This window comes from Stenomitos frigidus ULC18 (assembly GCF_003003795.1).
GTDB classification, from domain to species: Bacteria; Cyanobacteriota; Cyanobacteriia; order Leptolyngbyales; family Leptolyngbyaceae; genus Stenomitos; species Stenomitos frigidus_A.
Genome location: NZ_PVWK01000052.1, coordinates 29202 through 44760, shown reverse-complemented (window position 1 = coordinate 44760; position 15559 = coordinate 29202). Strand labels below are relative to the sequence as shown.

Here is a 15559-nt window from a genome sequence, read left to right as displayed (position 1 = left end):
GCCTTCTGCAACCATGACAGCGATGCTAATCGTTCAATCTCAACTTGAAGTGCCGATGCTAGTGCAGACTGGCTGAAATAACTGAGCAGCTTAATCGAGTTCAGGAAAGCCCTTAAATTTCCAGTTAAAGGGCTTGGCAAAGGTGCGATTGAAGTAGGCAATAAAATCGAGCACCTGTTGGCGCAAATCATGGGTCGAGGTGAAATTGCCCCGTTTGAGGAGACGACGCACCAGAATACTGAACCAGCACTCAATCTGATTGAGCCAGGAAGAATGTTTCGGTACATAAACAAAGCGGATGCGGTGGGTTGGATCACTCAAGAAGGCTGCGCGTGTGGGCATTGACTGGAGAATGCCGGATGGCTCCTTTTCCCCCAAGTCGAGTTTCAGATCACACAAGCGATCCACCAGACGCACTAGCGTGGCTGACTTGTGGGTATTGAGTTGGTCGAGAAGCACAAGCCAGCCAGCTTGAGGGTCGGTGACAATCGTCTGAGCGATATGAGCGGCGAAGTCGGCTTCATTGCGCGTGGCAGCCATAGAGGGGGTGAGCACCGTGCCAGTTGCCACTTGCCAGTTGGCAATCAAGCTTTGCGTACCGTGGCGGATGTACTCATACTCTTGGCGTTCGACTTGTCCCATCTGCACGGTTGCCGTTGGATCAGCCCGCTCCAGTGCTTGGATGCCCGTCATCGCGTCGCTACTGATGACATGAATCCCCGTGGCTAAAAGCGCCGGAGCCTGGGCGTAGAGGTCACAGATGACCTTGACTTGGGCGCGAAACGCCACCGGGTCTTCCGGGTCACTGTTCAGCCAGTACCGGACCCGATGCGGTTGGAGGGCGACTTCCTTTTAAAAAACGCCCGACACTGCGGGGCGAAATCGTCTCAACAATGCCCCGTTTGACTGCTTCCGCTGCTAGTGCCCCTGGACTCCAGTGGCTGATGGGACGACCACTGGAAGCAGGCAACTCGCAGGCTAAGGCGACAATCGCCACGATTTGTTCCACTGCAAATTTCACACTGCTGCCCGACCGGAACGCATCTTGCAAGATAGACTCAACCCTTTGTCCTCATTGACTCTCACTGCTAGCTTCACACTCTGCTTCGAGCAATGACTCGCTCGCGGCTTGCCACCGACCACGCCATACTTGCACCTGGTTCCGACTCAGGTGCAGTTGCTTCGCCAAGGCGCTGTTGCTCTCCCCCTCGGCAGCGCCCAAGTGCCTGCACCCGCCGCACTAAGCGATACGGTTTGGTCGTTTGGCGGGCAATCTGTTCCAAAAGCGCCTTTTGTCGTAATGACAAAGGAATCGGCTGGGCATGGGGCGTTGGCATCAGGGTCAACCAGGGAAAAGAATGTAGTGCTGCTTGTTCAGCTTATCCCTCATGCCCTGCGATTAACTGATTCGTTTTTTCCGCCACCCTGCACTAGTTGCTACGATCGTGCTTCAGAAGTCACTCTATCTCATGTGGATTTAAGCCTGACGTTTGCTGTTAGGTTCACAGTTCTGTCTAGAGAAACTTGAGCCGCATAACGATGTATTCAACGTCGGATTTGTTGGATAAGCACGCACATTTCCAGAATTATCCATTACATGGCAGGGATGACACCCTCATTTTGAGGGGTTAAACAGAATCTTTGCAGGTTAAGTCCGCCGTTTTAGGGTGTTATCTGTCATGCCGGGCGATGAATGGTGGCGATCGCGATACTGATCCACTCCGAGCCTTTCTCAGTTGTTACCATCTCGTCTCATCAAAGCTCTATCGCCACTTAAGCGATCGCTGTTGCCTCACGAAGACGCGATCGCGCATGATTCGTCCCATACGACAAAAGACAGCTTCTATACTAGAGAGAGAAATGCTTTTGCAGAGGAACCAAGATGGCTCCGAGTCACGAAATCATGCAGGCAGTTGAGCGTCTGAACTATCGCGTCACTGTCGGCGATATCGCTACACAAGCAGGCTTAAATGTAAATTTGGCACAGCAGGGGCTACTGGCGCTTGCTTCTGACGCAGGTGGACATCTCCAGGTAGCAGAATCTGGCGAAGTCGTTTATTTATTTCCCGACAATTTCCGAACGCTGTTGCGCAACAAATACTTGCGCATTCAATTCAAAGAATGGTGGGACAAGGTTTGGAAAGTTCTGTTCTATCTGATTCGCATCTCCTTTGGCATTGTGCTGGTGGTTTCCATTGCGCTGATTTTGCTGTCGATCGTCGTCATCATTACAGCCATGAATTCAAGCCGTGATGGAGATGATCGACAGGATTCGGGTGGCGGTGGCATCTTTATGCCTAATCTTTGGTTAGGGCCCGATCTTTTCTGGTTTTTCTCTCCCAACTACTACGATCGTCCGCGCCGACAAGATCTCGCGCGCGTACAATATGACGACAAGCCTCAAATGAACTTCCTGGAGGCAGTTTTCTCCTTCTTGTTTGGCGATGGTAACCCCAATGCTGACCTGGAAGAACGACGCTGGCAGGCGATCGGCACCGTCATTCGCAATCAACGTGGGGCGGTTGTGGCTGAGCAGATTGCGCCCTATCTCGACCAGTTAGGACAGGGCTACAGTCGGGAATATGAAGAATACATGCTGCCAGTGCTGACTCGGTTCAACGGTCAACCTGAAGTTAGCCCTGACGGAGGTATTGTTTACCACTTTCCAGAGTTGCAGGCAACGGCAGCACAAACTCGACCGAAGCCAGTTGCAGCCTACTTTCAGGAATTTCCCTGGCGGTTTAGTCAGGCTAGCTCTGGGCAGCTCATCCTGGCAGCCGCGCTGGGTGGCGTCAATTTTGTTGGCGCATTGGCATTGGGCAAACTGCTGGCTGGTGGTTCCGCTGCCATTGCTCTGGGTGGCTTAGTGGCGTTTGTCCAGTCGATTTATTGGGTGTTGCTGGGTTATGGCAGTGCCTTTTTAGCCTTACCGCTGGTGCGCTACTTCTGGGTTCAATGGCGCAATAGCAAGATTGCTGCCCGCAATGAAACCCGTCAAGAGGAAGCGGTTCGACTGAATCAGGCAGATGCTAAACTGCAAGATAAAATTGCCTACGCCCAACAGTTTGCCAATGAAACCGTCATTGGCACAGACGATCTGGCCTACACCACAGAGCAAGATCTCCTGGAGCAAGAGGCAGAGCAAACATCCAAAATTGACGCCGAGTGGCAACGTCGCCTCAATCAAGAGCGACTTTAGGCATGAGAATTAAAGAGACATCGAATTGAAGGAAGCTTTTCAAGGAAACCTTTGCAGTTGAGTAGGGGCAGGTTTTGCCAGAGTCTTGCCCTCTAAACCTGGTGAGCAAACCTGCCCTTACGGGTATTTTGCTTGCTAGAAATCTCCTTAATCCGCAATCCCTAAAGAAAGGGCAGCAGAACCCAAAAGGTGGTTTGAAGGCAAACACGCGTCTTTCAATGAAAAATTACATCGAGTTTACAGAGCGGGTTCAACTCTTCACGAAACCGATCGCGTAGCTGTTTTGTAACGAGTAATACTGAGGACAGTAACGACTTCGTGGCAACGCATACGAAAGATATGGACATTCATCTTGGAGACATTCTGACTGCTGAGAATGGTGCCTTTTATCGCGTCATTGAATGCAAAGAGAACATCATTTCGCTCATTCGACTGAATGGCTATACGTCATTTTCTTGCAGTTTAGCGTTCGCGAAGGCTCAGTTTCAGGCTTCGCAGTCACCGTCAGTCGCGTATAATCGCTCAATTTAAGCTGGTAGTGAACCTGCTTTGTCTGATGTTGGGGTTCTACTTTCTTTTGTAAAGAACGTAGAAATTGTGGATCAAGCGTGCAAAATGTTAGGAGCCAACCTGGCAACCCATCGTCTACTCAATCGCAATGCGGTTTTAGCCGCTGAGGTTGTTTGTCTCTGACCTGGTTTGAACGCTCTATCGGTTATCCGCAACGTGACGTTAACGCACCTACAGATACTGGCAGCTTGCACGCTAGCAGCGATCGCGGCTGGCGAAGGGGTTTACACTAGCAGCGCAGCAGCCAGCGCTCAACCCTCGTCGTCTAGCAGCAGTAAGGCAGCAGTGGGAGCAAGGCAGCCCAGCGCTTTGCCGAGCTACCTGATGCAAGGTGCGATCGCGCAGGTGACAACGGCCGCAACGCCGACTCATTCGCAGGCAACCGTGACGGATGCTCAAAGCACTACGGTCAGCACGCAGTACTATCAGGACTACCAGCCGATCGTGGCGCCAACCACAGCACCAGCTGCGCCAACTGCACCGACTTCTACACCAGACGAAAGCCCCCGCACTGAGCCACCCATTGGGTCTGCTCAGCCAGCCATCAACTTTGGTGCGCCCCTGTCATCAACTGCCGCACCATCGACCACAGCGCCATCAACTATCGCACCATCAACTACCGCACCATCGACTGCCCAGCCAGCAGAGCCGCCTGCCTCTATCAATACCCCGGTTTGGGTCGTACCGTCTCAGCAAGCCACCACACCCGAAACGGCTCCAGAGGCGCTGCCAGCAAGAGCACCAGAAACATTTCCAGACAAGGTAACGGTGCCCCCACTGCGAGCAGCACCGACTGCAACGCCCAACCAACCTACTGCAGCACCTGTTCCTAGTCAACGTACGCCTGCAGGCACGATCGCCTCTCCCGATCTGGTCGTGACAGCAACGGATGTGCAGGTTGTGGGTGCTGAAGCAGAGCTACAGCAAGTCGTTCGCAGCACCATCAAAACGAGACCGGGCGGTGGCACCAGCGGTAGCCAACTCAAACAAGATGTAGCGGATCTTTTAGGCACTGGGCTGTTTGCCAATGCCAGTGTGAGCAGCCGTACCAATCCTCAAGGCCTAAGCGTCGTGTTTCAGGTCGAACCGATCGTGGTGCGATCGCTCCAGCTCTCAGGAGCACAGGCCCTCACGCTGGAGGTTGCGAAGCAGCTCTTTGGGGAACAATTGGGTGCCCCCGTCAGACCCACCCTGCTCAACGACAGCGTCAAGCGCATTAATGAGTGGTATGCCCAAAATGGCTACACGTTAGCGCGAGTGCTGACCTTACAACCAACACGAGAAGGCCTTGTCACAGTTGAAGTGGCTGAGGGCTATATCGGCGATGTTCAAGTGCGCTTTGTCAACAAAGAGGGTAAGCCTGTTGATGACAAGGGGCAGCCCATTAAGGGGCGTACGCAGCCAGTCTTCTTGCGGCGACAGATTAAGCTGCAACCAGGGCAAGTATTCCGCGAAGAGGATGCCCGTGCCGATTTACGACGACTGAGCGAATTGGGCATTTTTGATAGTGCGACGCTTTCGTTTGAGGGCGATGCTCGTCGCGTTGCGGTTATTTACAACGTCGTGGAAGGGTCGGCGCGACGGGTCAATTTTAGCGGTGGTTATAACGACCAGCAAGGGCTTTTCGCGTCGATCAATTTTCAAGATAATAACTTTGGCGGACTGGGGCAGCGGTTTAGTGCCAATGTGCAGCCTGGAACGTTAGATACGCAGTTTGATGCCCGTTTCGATAGCCCCTACCGCGATACAGACCCCAATACGCCTGGTTATGGTGCGTATGTCTTTCGGCGTCAGGGGCTGTCTTCCGTGTTTGACGATGACATCAAGCTGTCCAATGGTAGTCGTGTCCGAGAACGGAAAATTGGCGGCGGTATTAGTGCGACCAAACCGCTGGGGCCTACCTGGAAAGGAACACTGGGACTGAACTATACCAACGTGAGTCTGCGCGATCGCGATGGCAACATTTTTGCGATCGATCGTAGAGGTAATCCCCTCACCCTTAGCGGTACGGGCATTGATGACCTGACAACCCTCTCTTTCACAGCGATTCAGGACTTACGCGACAATGTGGTCAATCCCAGCCGTGGTTCGCTGGTGACCCTTAGTACCGAACAGTCCATTCCGATCGGTCGTGGCGAAATCTTCGGCAATCGCTTGCAGGCAAACTACGCTACCTTCATTCCGGTTAGTTTGATCAAACCCAATGCGGATGCGCAACAGCCGCAAGTCGTTGCCTTTAATTTGCAAGGTGGTACCACGATCGGCGATCTACCTCCCTACAACGCGTTTGTGCTGGGTGGTCCTAATTCAGTACGGGGCTATGGCGCGGGCGATGTGGCGACCAGCCGCAGTTACTTCCTGGCCTCCGCTGAATATCGCTTTCCGATCTACCGTTTTATCGGTGGTGTCGTCTTTGCCGATTTTGCGACTGACTTGGGCACCAGCGATGAGGTGTTAGGCGAACCAGGCGTACAGCGAGGTAAACCTGGAACGGGTGCTGGGTTTGGTGTGGGGTTGCGAGTGAACTCTCCCTTTGGTATTATTCGTGCTGACTTTGGCGTCAGCGACCAAGGCGATAGTCGCTTTCAGTTTGGCTTTGGTCAGAGATTCTAGGCGAAGGAGATGAGGCATCAGGAGTCAAAATTCAACACTTCTCGGTTAGTGGCGGTTGTTCGCGGAGCCTCTCCTACAGCATTATTCATGCCCCAGGTTTAATCGAGAAATATTGCTGATAGCTCACTACATCAGCTTTCTGCCACACTATTCTCATCTAAAAGGGCGTCGGTCAAATCAGCCGCTTGCAAGTTCGTGCCCGTGAGTGTGGCTCCACGCAAGTTAGTTTCGCTCAAATTGGCACCCCAGACGTTAGCGTCAGTAAGATTCGCATTCGTGAGCGTTGCCTGCATGAGGTTAGCGCCCCAAAGATCGGCAGCCGTGAGATTAGCGTCAGTGAGGTCGGCACCAGTGAGGTCGGCGCCTGAAAGGGTGACACCACGCAAGTCTGCCTGTCGTAGCGAGGCCTGAGGCCCAATGAGATAAGCGCCCTCTGCTTCGGGATCGTATCCGGCTGGGAATTGGGTGCGGCTGTCGTAAATCGCGCCTTGCAAATTAGCCGTATGCAGTGTTGCAGTACGGAGGTCTGCACCAAACAGGTTCGCTTTCCACAAGGTTGCGCCTGTCAGGTCAGTGTCAGACAGGTTAGTACCGCTTAAATCGGCATAGCGTAGGTCTGCATACGTCAGCTTGGCGTGGCTCAGATCGGCTCCACTCAAATTGGCGTTGACTAGATCGGCTTCATATAAATCAGCCTTTTGCAACGTGGCTGTGCTGAGGTTGGCTTGCCGCAAACTGACGCCGAACAGATTAGACTGCTGCAAGTTGGCGTGTCTCAAGTCTGCTTGGCTCAGATCGGTGCCACTGAGGTCGGCATGAGAAAGGGTTGCCTTCTGCAGCACGCTATGAGGGGCAATCAGGTAGGCACTGGCGATCGCGGGGTCAAAATCTGCAGGAAACCGAGTTGTACGGTCATAGAGGGCTTTTTGCAAGTTGGTATTTTGTAGAGTGGCATCACTCAAATCTGTCGATCGCAAATCGGCTGCAGTCAAGGTTGTCTCTGTCAGATTAGTTCTGGTCAAACTAGCAGCTTTAAAGCTAGTACCACTCAAGTTGGCTTGACTCAAATCAGCATCACTAAAATCGGCTTCCCAAAAGTCGGCAGCTGGTAAGTTTACCTGCTTAAGATCGGCCCAGCTTAAATCAACGCCGCTAAAATTTCGTTCGCCGATCGCATATTTTTCTAAAAGATTTTCAGCATTCATAACTCATTCGCGACCTTATTTATGGATGACAAATAACGCCAACTGACATCGTCTTTGCTGACGCAAGACTCAACATTGCCCAAACGTTTCAGGGGTTCCGAGGCTCAGGCAACATCGGTTTTACTTGCAGCAGTTGGTCGAGGTTGAGCAGAAAAAAAGGCGGTTCGTCTGGGCCCGAGATGATCAGGCATCTCACACAGCGAAGCTGTCCTTCGTTCAAATAGGCAGCGGAGAGTGGCGCAAAGGCAGATTCCGAGACACGGCGTAGCATGGGTTGAGAGTCAAGCGGGAAGCCGATCGTCGTCTCAGAAGCAGTTTGTACAATCAGGAGAAACCGCTCTGGCAGCAATGGGTCGGTCATGCCTTCGGCTGGCTCTGGCGAGGATGGTTTGCTTGGAGGCAGTAGTGGCTGGCTGACCGTCCCACTAGCAGTGCCACCGCCAGTGCCAAAGATACGCTGTTGGATATCAAGCACAGGAATTTCGCGACCGTGATGAAGGGTCAAACCCATCTCTGCTCCGGCACCGCCACCGTAAATATCGCCTAACGGTATCACCTTCTGAGCCGCTTGAATGGGTAACGCGAACCACTCCTGCCGCAACCGAAAGACGATGAGCTGATGTTTAAATTCAGCTTTGCGCGATCGGTGGCGTTTGGATCGGGGGGAGAGTTGAGTGGACATTTTTTAGACTCTCACTCCGCCTTCAATCACTTGTTCCAACGTTTGTAGGAGCTCGTGTTCGTTATAGGGCTTGGAGAAGTAAGCCGTTGCACCCAGGCTCATAGCGAGTTGGCGATGTTTGGCACCACTCCGGGACGTCAGCATGGTGATGGGGAGATGCGAAAGCGCAGGGTTGGATTTAACTTTGGTAAGAAACCCGTAACCATCTAGTCGCGGCATTTCGATGTCACAAATCACGGCTTGCACTGAAAGCCCTGCCTGCAGCTTGTCAAGGGCATCTTGACCATCTTTGGCTTGTTCGACCCGGTAGCCTGCTTTTTCCAGCGTTAACGCCAGAAAGCGGCGCACATTAATCGAGTCATCAACCACAAGGATTTTGGCCGATGGCGTGGCAGCCACTTCCGTCACGTGATCGCCCGTAAGCGATGGCACAGGAGGCAACTGGGGCGCTGTCACCAAGCCGGAGCGTTCACAGCTTGTAATCCAGTGCAGCAGTTCAGTCATGTTCACCAGCGGCACAACACGTCCATCCCCCATGATGGTGCAGTTAGCAAACCCGGAGGGCAATGCCAGTGTGCCTTCGATGCGACGAATAGCGACTTCTTGTTCACCCCAGCAGCGATCGACCTGTAGCCCAAACAGCTGTGCGCCCTGGCTCACCATCAAGACCATTGCCTCATTGATGTTGGGCGGCGACTCAAGGGCGTAAGGTTGACGCGGACAGTTAAACACGAGCCAGCGCGATAGCCGAATCAGCTGTACAAGCGTGCCACCCCAGTTGAGCACTTCACTGCCAGCCGTAGTGATGACTTGTTCAGATTGCAGCAAGACGAGTTCGCTCACTGCATCGACAGGGAGTGCTAGCAGCGTGCCGTTGCTCTCTACCAGGAGAACCCGCACCACAGAGAGAGTGAACGGTAACGATAGGGTAAAGGTGGTGCCAACACCTGGCTGAGTATCGACGGTGATTTCTCCCCGGACTTGCTTGAGCTTGTCGCGCACCACATCCATGCCGACGCCGCGCCCAGAGAGGGCCGTCACGTGATCGCTGGTGCTAAAGCCTGGCTCAAAAATGAGGGACAGTAGTTCTTGATCGCTGGCAGCGGCTAAAAGCGAGGGATCCAGACCCATCTGTTCAGCCCTGGCACGCACTTTATGAACGGGAATACCGGCACCATCATCGCGGACAGTAATGAGTGTCCGGTTACCCCGATGGTTTGCCTGAATTTCAATCAAGCCATCCGCTGGCTTATCCTGGGCAAGACGCACTTCAGACGCTTCGATGCCGTGGTCAAAGGCATTCCGCACCAGGTGCATGAGCGGATCATTGAGTGCTTCGAGAATGTTGCGATCGATCATGGTGTTGCCACCGCTGAGCTTGAGCTTCACATTCTTGCCATACTGCAGCGAGAGGTCACGAATGGCACGCGGAAAGCGATCGACGACATCTGACAGCGGGCGCATCCGCACTTTAGTGAGACCGGCTTGCAGATGTTTTGCCGTTTTATTGAGTTCGCGAGTCGTTTGCTCGGTATCGTCCAGGTTCAGCTCAATGTCGCTAGTTACTTCCTGAATCTGGACGATGGTTTCCATCATTTCTTGAGACAGCAAATGATGCTTCCCGTAGCGATCCATTTCGAGGCTATCAAAGGGGATCTGCGCTGGAGACTGAGGAGCGGCCGCTTGATCATGTAAGGCTGGCGGGTGAGCTGGCTGACTTTCCATCGCTGGGCTAAGGGTGAGCAGTGGCCGAAACTCGGCGGGCGGGCGAGGTATTGACTGGTCATAGAATGATCGCAAGCGAGCGTTGGCTTCTTCCAGTGTGCGCACCCGGCGACCCAGCGTATGCGTCAGCCCACGCAGGCGATGGACGTACATATCCAGGCCATTGCGCTCGATCGCCAGTTCGCCCAACAAATCATTGAGTTGGTTGAGCTGTTTAATCGGCACCCGCACGGTAGCACTGTCATCTTCCTCCGCCCCTAGATTGACATCGACGTTGGCATCCAGAACCCGAAAATCAGTGACCTGCGATTCGCTATGGACTGACTGAGCTTGCCGCGCTAGGGGTTGGACAGATGCTGATACTGGCTGCACCGAAGACGTAGCAACAAACTCCTCGTCGCTTACTGTCACATCGACGGGCTGCAAATCTGAAGGGAAAAAATCGAAGCCATCTGGCTCCTCTTGCCAGGTTTCAAAGTCGGCAATGTGGGCCTCGCCATCTTCCAGCCCCTCGTTCCAGGAAGCAACGTCGGTGAGATTGTTGGTGGGATTGTCGGCAGGAGCTGGTGGAATGGACAGTGCGGCCAAGTCGATCGTCGTCGGCAGCTGAGCGCTGTTGCCGGTCAGCACCAACGCCTGCGCTTGTCGCCAGGATTGCAACGCCGCCTGAGCGACAGCCTCTACGCGATCGGGCGCCGCCATCAACGCATACGTCACTGACTCACACAGGCTGATCATGGTCGTCATTTGCAGCATTTCGCCAAGCCCGCCCAACTCTTGCGCTAGAATCGTCAGCTCTTCTTGCAAACAGGGCTGATCGGGGTTGGCTAGCACAGCTTCCAGGCGTTGCAGGCAGCCTTCAACCTCGGTTTCGAACAGCAGCGAAATGACGGCTTGCCCATCGCTGTCAGGCGACAGAACAGAGGCTGCATCTTCTGCTTGCGGTTCACCAAGTCGCTCCAACAGTTGATCGAAGATCGGGGTTGCGTGCCCGTTCAGCCAATGGTCATCGATCGCCAGATGCTGGCGATCGCAGGTCACAACATGGCGCAAGGCGTCGAGCGCTGACAGCAGTAGCCGTTCCAGATCAAGATCAACTTCAACTGACTTCTGCGTTTTCAGGACTTTGAACGAATCTTCCAGACGGTGCGACAGGTCGCTCAACACCATAAAACCCATCATGCCTGCACCCCCCTTGATCGAGTGTGCCGCCCGCAGAGCCGCGTTAATTTGCTGCATGTCAATGCGGCTGCTTGCTAGTCCCAGTACAGAGGTTTCCAGGAGATCCAGATACTCCTGTGCTTCATCGAGAAACTGCCGTCGGATTTCAAGTTCTTTGTCCTGCATGACCTGGCTGGTGATTGGTAGTGAGTGGTTAGTAATGAGTGGCTAGCTATAAATAAGTTTTGAGTGTTGAGTGCTGAGTGTTGAGTGCGCCAAGAACAGCTTTCAACTCAAAACCGAACACCCAACACTCAAAACTCTACAAACCGTTACCCAACTTTGAACGTGCCGACCGATTCTTGCAGCTCATGAGCCACTTCAACCGTCTGCCGGAGCGAGTTGGAGACCTGCTGAGAAGAATCGAAGGTGCGCTCAGAGACTTGCACCACATCTCTCATCAGCGTGGCAATTGCATCGGATGTTTGCGTCTGCGAAACAGTCGCGTTGAAAATCGATTGCACCAAGGTATCAATCTGGCGCGAGACCTCCAGCAGTTGTACCAGGCTCTGTTTAGCATCGCCCACCAGTCGCGTGCCTTCCACTACCTGCGTTGTGCCAAGCGCCATTGCTTCGACCACTTCGCCAGTTTCTCGCTGAATCGTGTTGACAATCTGCTCAATTTCTTGAGTCGCGATCGCAGACCGGGCAGCCAGTTCACCCACTTCTTCAGCCACCACTGCAAAGCCCTGACCCTGCTCTCCAGCGCGTGCTGCCTCAATACCAGCGTTAATGGCCAACAAGTTTGTTTGCAGTGCAATCTGGTTAATCAGCGACACCACTTTGGAGATCTGCTGTGACGATTCGCCTAGGCGTTTGACCTTTTTCGCCGTTTCGCCGATCGTGTCTCGTAGGGCCAGAATATTTTGTACTGTCAGATCCATCGCATCTTCGCCTGCCTCAGCGGTGCTAGCTGCCGATCGCGTAACGGCGGCCGCCTGTCGAGCATTGGTTGCTACCGTTTGGATGGAGCTTGCCATTTGTTCAACCGAATCCAGCGTTCGAGTGGTCTCCGCTGCCTGTTTAGAGGCTTCTTCTGCCAATTGCTGAATGGCGTGTTCGTTTTGACCCAGCGACGCATTCACTTCCAGGGCAGACGTTTTGACCTGAGTCACAATCTGTCGCAGGCTCTCCACGATGGAGTTGAAGAAGTCAGCCACCGTCCCAATTTCGCCCGCCGTCACTTCAGCACGTACTGTGAGGTCGCCACTGGCAGCACCTTCGATGTCACTGAGCAGTTGCAGCAGTTGCATCTGGAGGGTTTCTGTTTTCTGCTGTTGCTCTTCAGACAGCGCTTCGGCAGCGAGAATGGCTTGTTCTCGTTGGGCAAACAGTTGTGCCTGCTCGAGCGCGAAGCTCAACTGAACCGCCACCTGTTGGAAGAAGTTGATTTCGCCTTCTTGCCACTGGCGGGGTGCAGAGCACTGATGGGCAATCAATAGACCCAGCAGCTTTTCTTCAACCAGAATGGGCACCACCAAATTTGCTTGAACCTGGAAGGGTTCCAGTTGCTCAAGGTGACAGGCGGTTAGCCCAGCAGCATGAATGTTCGTGGTTGCCTGGACGCGCCCTTGACGATACTGCTCAACATAGTCTTTGGCAAAGCAGGGATCAGTAATCTGAGCACCCAGAGCTACCGGAAAGCCTGGTACAACTGATTCAGCAATAATCGTGCCCTGCCAGCGTTCGTCAAACAGATAGATGAGCGTACGATCGGCTCCCAGTGCATCGCGTGTGCCCTTGAGGGTGGCTTTGTAAATCTGCTGCGGGTCGAGCGTTTCACGCATTCGCGACGTAATTTCGTTCAGCAGGCGATCGAATTTGGCGGCTGCTTCACTCTGCTGCAAGAGATTCGCCTGTTCGAGCGCGAAGCTCAGCTGAATGGAAACTTGCTGGAAGAAGTTGATTTCGCTTTCTTGCCATTGGCGCGGTGCAGAGCACTGATGGGCAATGAGCAAACCGAGCAGCTTTTCTTCAACGAGAATGGGCACCACCAGGTTTGCCTTGACCTGGAAGGGCTCTAGCTGCCCGAGGTAACAGTCAGTGAGTCCAGCGTCATAGATGTTGGCGGTTGCCTGAACGCGCCCTTTGCGGTACTTCTCAACGTAGTTTTGGGCAAAGCAGGGGTCGGCAATCCGAGCACCCAAAGCCACCGGAAAACCGGGTGCAACCGATTCGGCGATAATCGTGCCCTGCCAGCGTTCATCAAACAGATAAATAAGTGTGCGATCGGCTCCCAGTGCATCGCGTGTGCTCTTGAGGGCGGTCTTGTAAATCTGCTGTGGGTCGAGCGTTTCGCGCATCCGCAACGTAATTTCGTTGAGTTGGCGCGCTTGTTTAGCGGCGATTTCTTGCTGCCTCAGCAAGTCAGCCTGATCCAGAGCGTAACCAAGCTGAATCGCTAGCTGCGCAAAGAAGTCAATGTCGGATGGTCGCCAATCACGCGGGCTAGCGCATTGGTGCGCACACACTAATCCCATCAGTTCACCGTTAACCTTAATGGGTGCCACAATATTGGCTTTAACCTGGAGGCGCTCCAGAATCTCACAATGGCAACGGCTCAGATTACCTTTCGAGATATCGGTGGTGTACCACACGCGACCACTTTTATAGCGATCGATCGCTCCTTCCACAAGCGGATCGTAAATCGTTTGGCCCAAAGCACGAATCCAGCCAGAACCAGCGGATTCAGCGGTGATAGTGCCGCTCTCATAGCCGTCGTTGAACCGATAGATCAACACGCGATCGGCTCCCAGAAACTCCCGGATTTCATCCACCCCGGTTTGCACAATGTCGTCGAGGTTAAGCGTTTGGCGGATTTTAACCACCACATTGCTGAGCAACTCAGACTGCTGTGCTTGCACTTCTCGCTGCCGTGCTTCGGTTGATAGTGCCGCTTCAGACTGAACAATGCTATCTGCCATGGCATTAAACGCAATGGTCAGTTGACCCACTTCATCCAGGGAGGACACTTGCGCACGCTGGGTGCGATCGCCATTCGCAAACGACTGAGTTGCTTGCTCCAGATTCTCTAAGGGGCGTAGCACCAAGCGTCGAAACGCCGCTGTCCAGAGAGTCACCACAAGTAAGGTCAGCGCCAGCACTAACAAATCTTGTCTCAGACTGCTGGCAATTAAACCATTCACCCCATCTTCTAGCGTCCCTCTGACCAGGATCGCTGCAGACTGATCGTCAAAGGCCGATGTCGTACCGTCAGGCGTTTCTCTATTTTGGACAGGCACTGCTTTGGCTGCCACAGTATAGGTGTGATCACCAATTTCCAGGCGCTGTGTCACGGCGCGTCCTTTTGCAGCAGCCGCCTGTTCTAGCAAGGATGTCTTAGGCAAAGCCAGGTTGGCATCGCCGACATCGGCTGCTTTGACTTTATTTAAGGCCGTAGCCAGTGTAAACTCACCGTTGAGTTTGCGCGCATACACGGCACTATAGCCATTGCCAAGCGCGTTGAGTGTTTCTTCGACGATCGGCCGCTTGGCATTTACAACATCACCAAAAACTAGGGCTCCAATGACGGCTTTGGTTTCAGGATCTTTGACAGGTGTGACAACGTATCGGATTAACGTATCTTGTTTGCTGAAGCCATTGGGCAAAGAGGGCGCTTCTTTTGCTAATTCAGACCACGGTACGATCGCGCTGGCTTTGATTTGCACAGACGTTTTCAGGACTTTGCTCACTAAACCAGCAGGGTTAAATGTTTCGCCCTGGCGATCGGCATTCGCGTTAACAACAATCCGCGCATCCTTATCCACTAGCGTGGCATACTCCATTTTGCGGGCTGTGACCTCGTTCCGCAAAAGCTGTCGCACCTGTGCATTCAAATCAGCGTTGGGCTTACCGCCTTGGGACTGTGTCCGTGCCACGCTAATCATTGCTGTATTGTCAGCTTGCCCCCGTGAGCCATAGCCCATCTGGTTAATCTTGATGTTGTAGTGTGTTTCTGTAACGGCAACCTCTGACTTCGCCTGCTCTAGCAGTTGCGTACGCAAACTGCTCGTCAGCACAAGCGCAGACCCAGCGCCCAGACCCAGGATTGGCACCAATTCGCAGACCACAAGCGCCAACATTTGTTTGCGCCCGATCGGCAAGTTGCAGAACAGCTGAATCAAAAAGGGACGACGTTTGACCAGTGGAGGCGTTGGCAACAAATCAACCGCTTCGAGTGCTTGGTCGGATGGCGGATCAGAGGGCTGCGGCTGCTCCCAGAGATCGCCATTGCGTTGATTCGCAGGCGTTTGAAGCGAGTTTCGGCTATCTAGACCTTCGGTTGGATCGATTCGATTAACCATAGGATGGGCATCTCAGAGTAATGGTGCGAGGCGGTACAAA

The 15559-nt window shown here is 53.5% G+C and carries 10 protein-coding genes; 3 read left to right on the top strand and 7 right to left on the bottom strand.

All coding sequences use genetic code 11. From position 1 onward, the window contains the following. Nucleotides 1–90: 90 nt before the first annotated feature. From C7B82_RS09015 to C7B82_RS35075, 3 genes are read right to left on the bottom strand one after another with little or no spacing between them, the layout of a single operon-like run. A complete protein-coding gene (locus C7B82_RS09015; RefSeq protein WP_245939805.1) occupies nt 91–789 on the bottom strand; it encodes a transposase in 699 nt (232 codons plus the stop codon). Nucleotides 790–802: 13 nt separating this feature from the next. After that, the gene (locus tag C7B82_RS35080; RefSeq protein ID WP_219904172.1) at nt 803–1051 is read right to left on the bottom strand and encodes a helix-turn-helix domain-containing protein; all 249 of its coding nucleotides are present in this window, start codon (nt 1049–1051) and stop codon (nt 803–805) included. A 21-nt stretch (nt 1052–1072) separates the two neighbouring features. Beyond that, nucleotides 1073–1189, bottom strand: coding sequence for a hypothetical protein (locus tag C7B82_RS35075; RefSeq protein ID WP_219904170.1), 117 nt, complete (start codon nt 1187–1189; stop codon nt 1073–1075). A 693-nt stretch (nt 1190–1882) separates the two neighbouring features. Here C7B82_RS35075 and C7B82_RS09005 point away from each other — a divergent pair. From C7B82_RS09005 to C7B82_RS08995, 3 genes are all read left to right on the top strand, one after another. Continuing rightward, complete coding sequence (locus tag C7B82_RS09005; protein ID WP_106255960.1) at nt 1883–3199, top strand: hypothetical protein; 1317 nt, start codon at nt 1883–1885, stop codon at nt 3197–3199. A gap of 318 nt (nt 3200–3517) precedes the next feature. Beyond that, nucleotides 3518–3730 (top strand): hypothetical protein, encoded by a 213-nt coding sequence (locus tag C7B82_RS09000; protein WP_146141105.1) that lies wholly within the window; start codon nt 3518–3520, stop codon nt 3728–3730. A 195-nt stretch (nt 3731–3925) separates the two neighbouring features. Beyond that, the gene (locus C7B82_RS08995) at nt 3926–6382 is read left to right on the top strand and encodes a BamA/TamA family outer membrane protein (RefSeq protein ID WP_219904168.1); all 2457 of its coding nucleotides are present in this window, start codon (nt 3926–3928) and stop codon (nt 6380–6382) included. A 131-nt stretch (nt 6383–6513) separates the two neighbouring features. On the opposite strand, the gene C7B82_RS08990 is transcribed toward C7B82_RS08995, so the two are convergent. The 4 genes from C7B82_RS08990 to C7B82_RS08975 all read right to left on the bottom strand — a co-directional run bounded on the left by C7B82_RS08990 (nt 6514) and on the right by C7B82_RS08975 (nt 15519). Continuing rightward, entirely contained in the window at nt 6514–7587 is a 1074-nt protein-coding gene (locus C7B82_RS08990; protein WP_106255958.1) for a pentapeptide repeat-containing protein, read from the bottom strand. Nucleotides 7588–7675: 88 nt separating this feature from the next. Then, the gene (locus tag C7B82_RS08985) at nt 7676–8269 is read right to left on the bottom strand and encodes a chemotaxis protein CheW (RefSeq protein ID WP_106255957.1); all 594 of its coding nucleotides are present in this window, start codon (nt 8267–8269) and stop codon (nt 7676–7678) included. Nucleotides 8270–8272: 3 nt separating this feature from the next. Next, nucleotides 8273–11341 (bottom strand): hybrid sensor histidine kinase/response regulator, encoded by a 3069-nt coding sequence (locus C7B82_RS08980; protein ID WP_106255956.1) that lies wholly within the window; start codon nt 11339–11341, stop codon nt 8273–8275. Between the two features lie 146 nt (nt 11342–11487). Further along, complete coding sequence (locus C7B82_RS08975; protein WP_106255955.1) at nt 11488–15519, bottom strand: GAF domain-containing protein; 4032 nt, start codon at nt 15517–15519, stop codon at nt 11488–11490. Nucleotides 15520–15559: the final 40 nt, after the last annotated feature.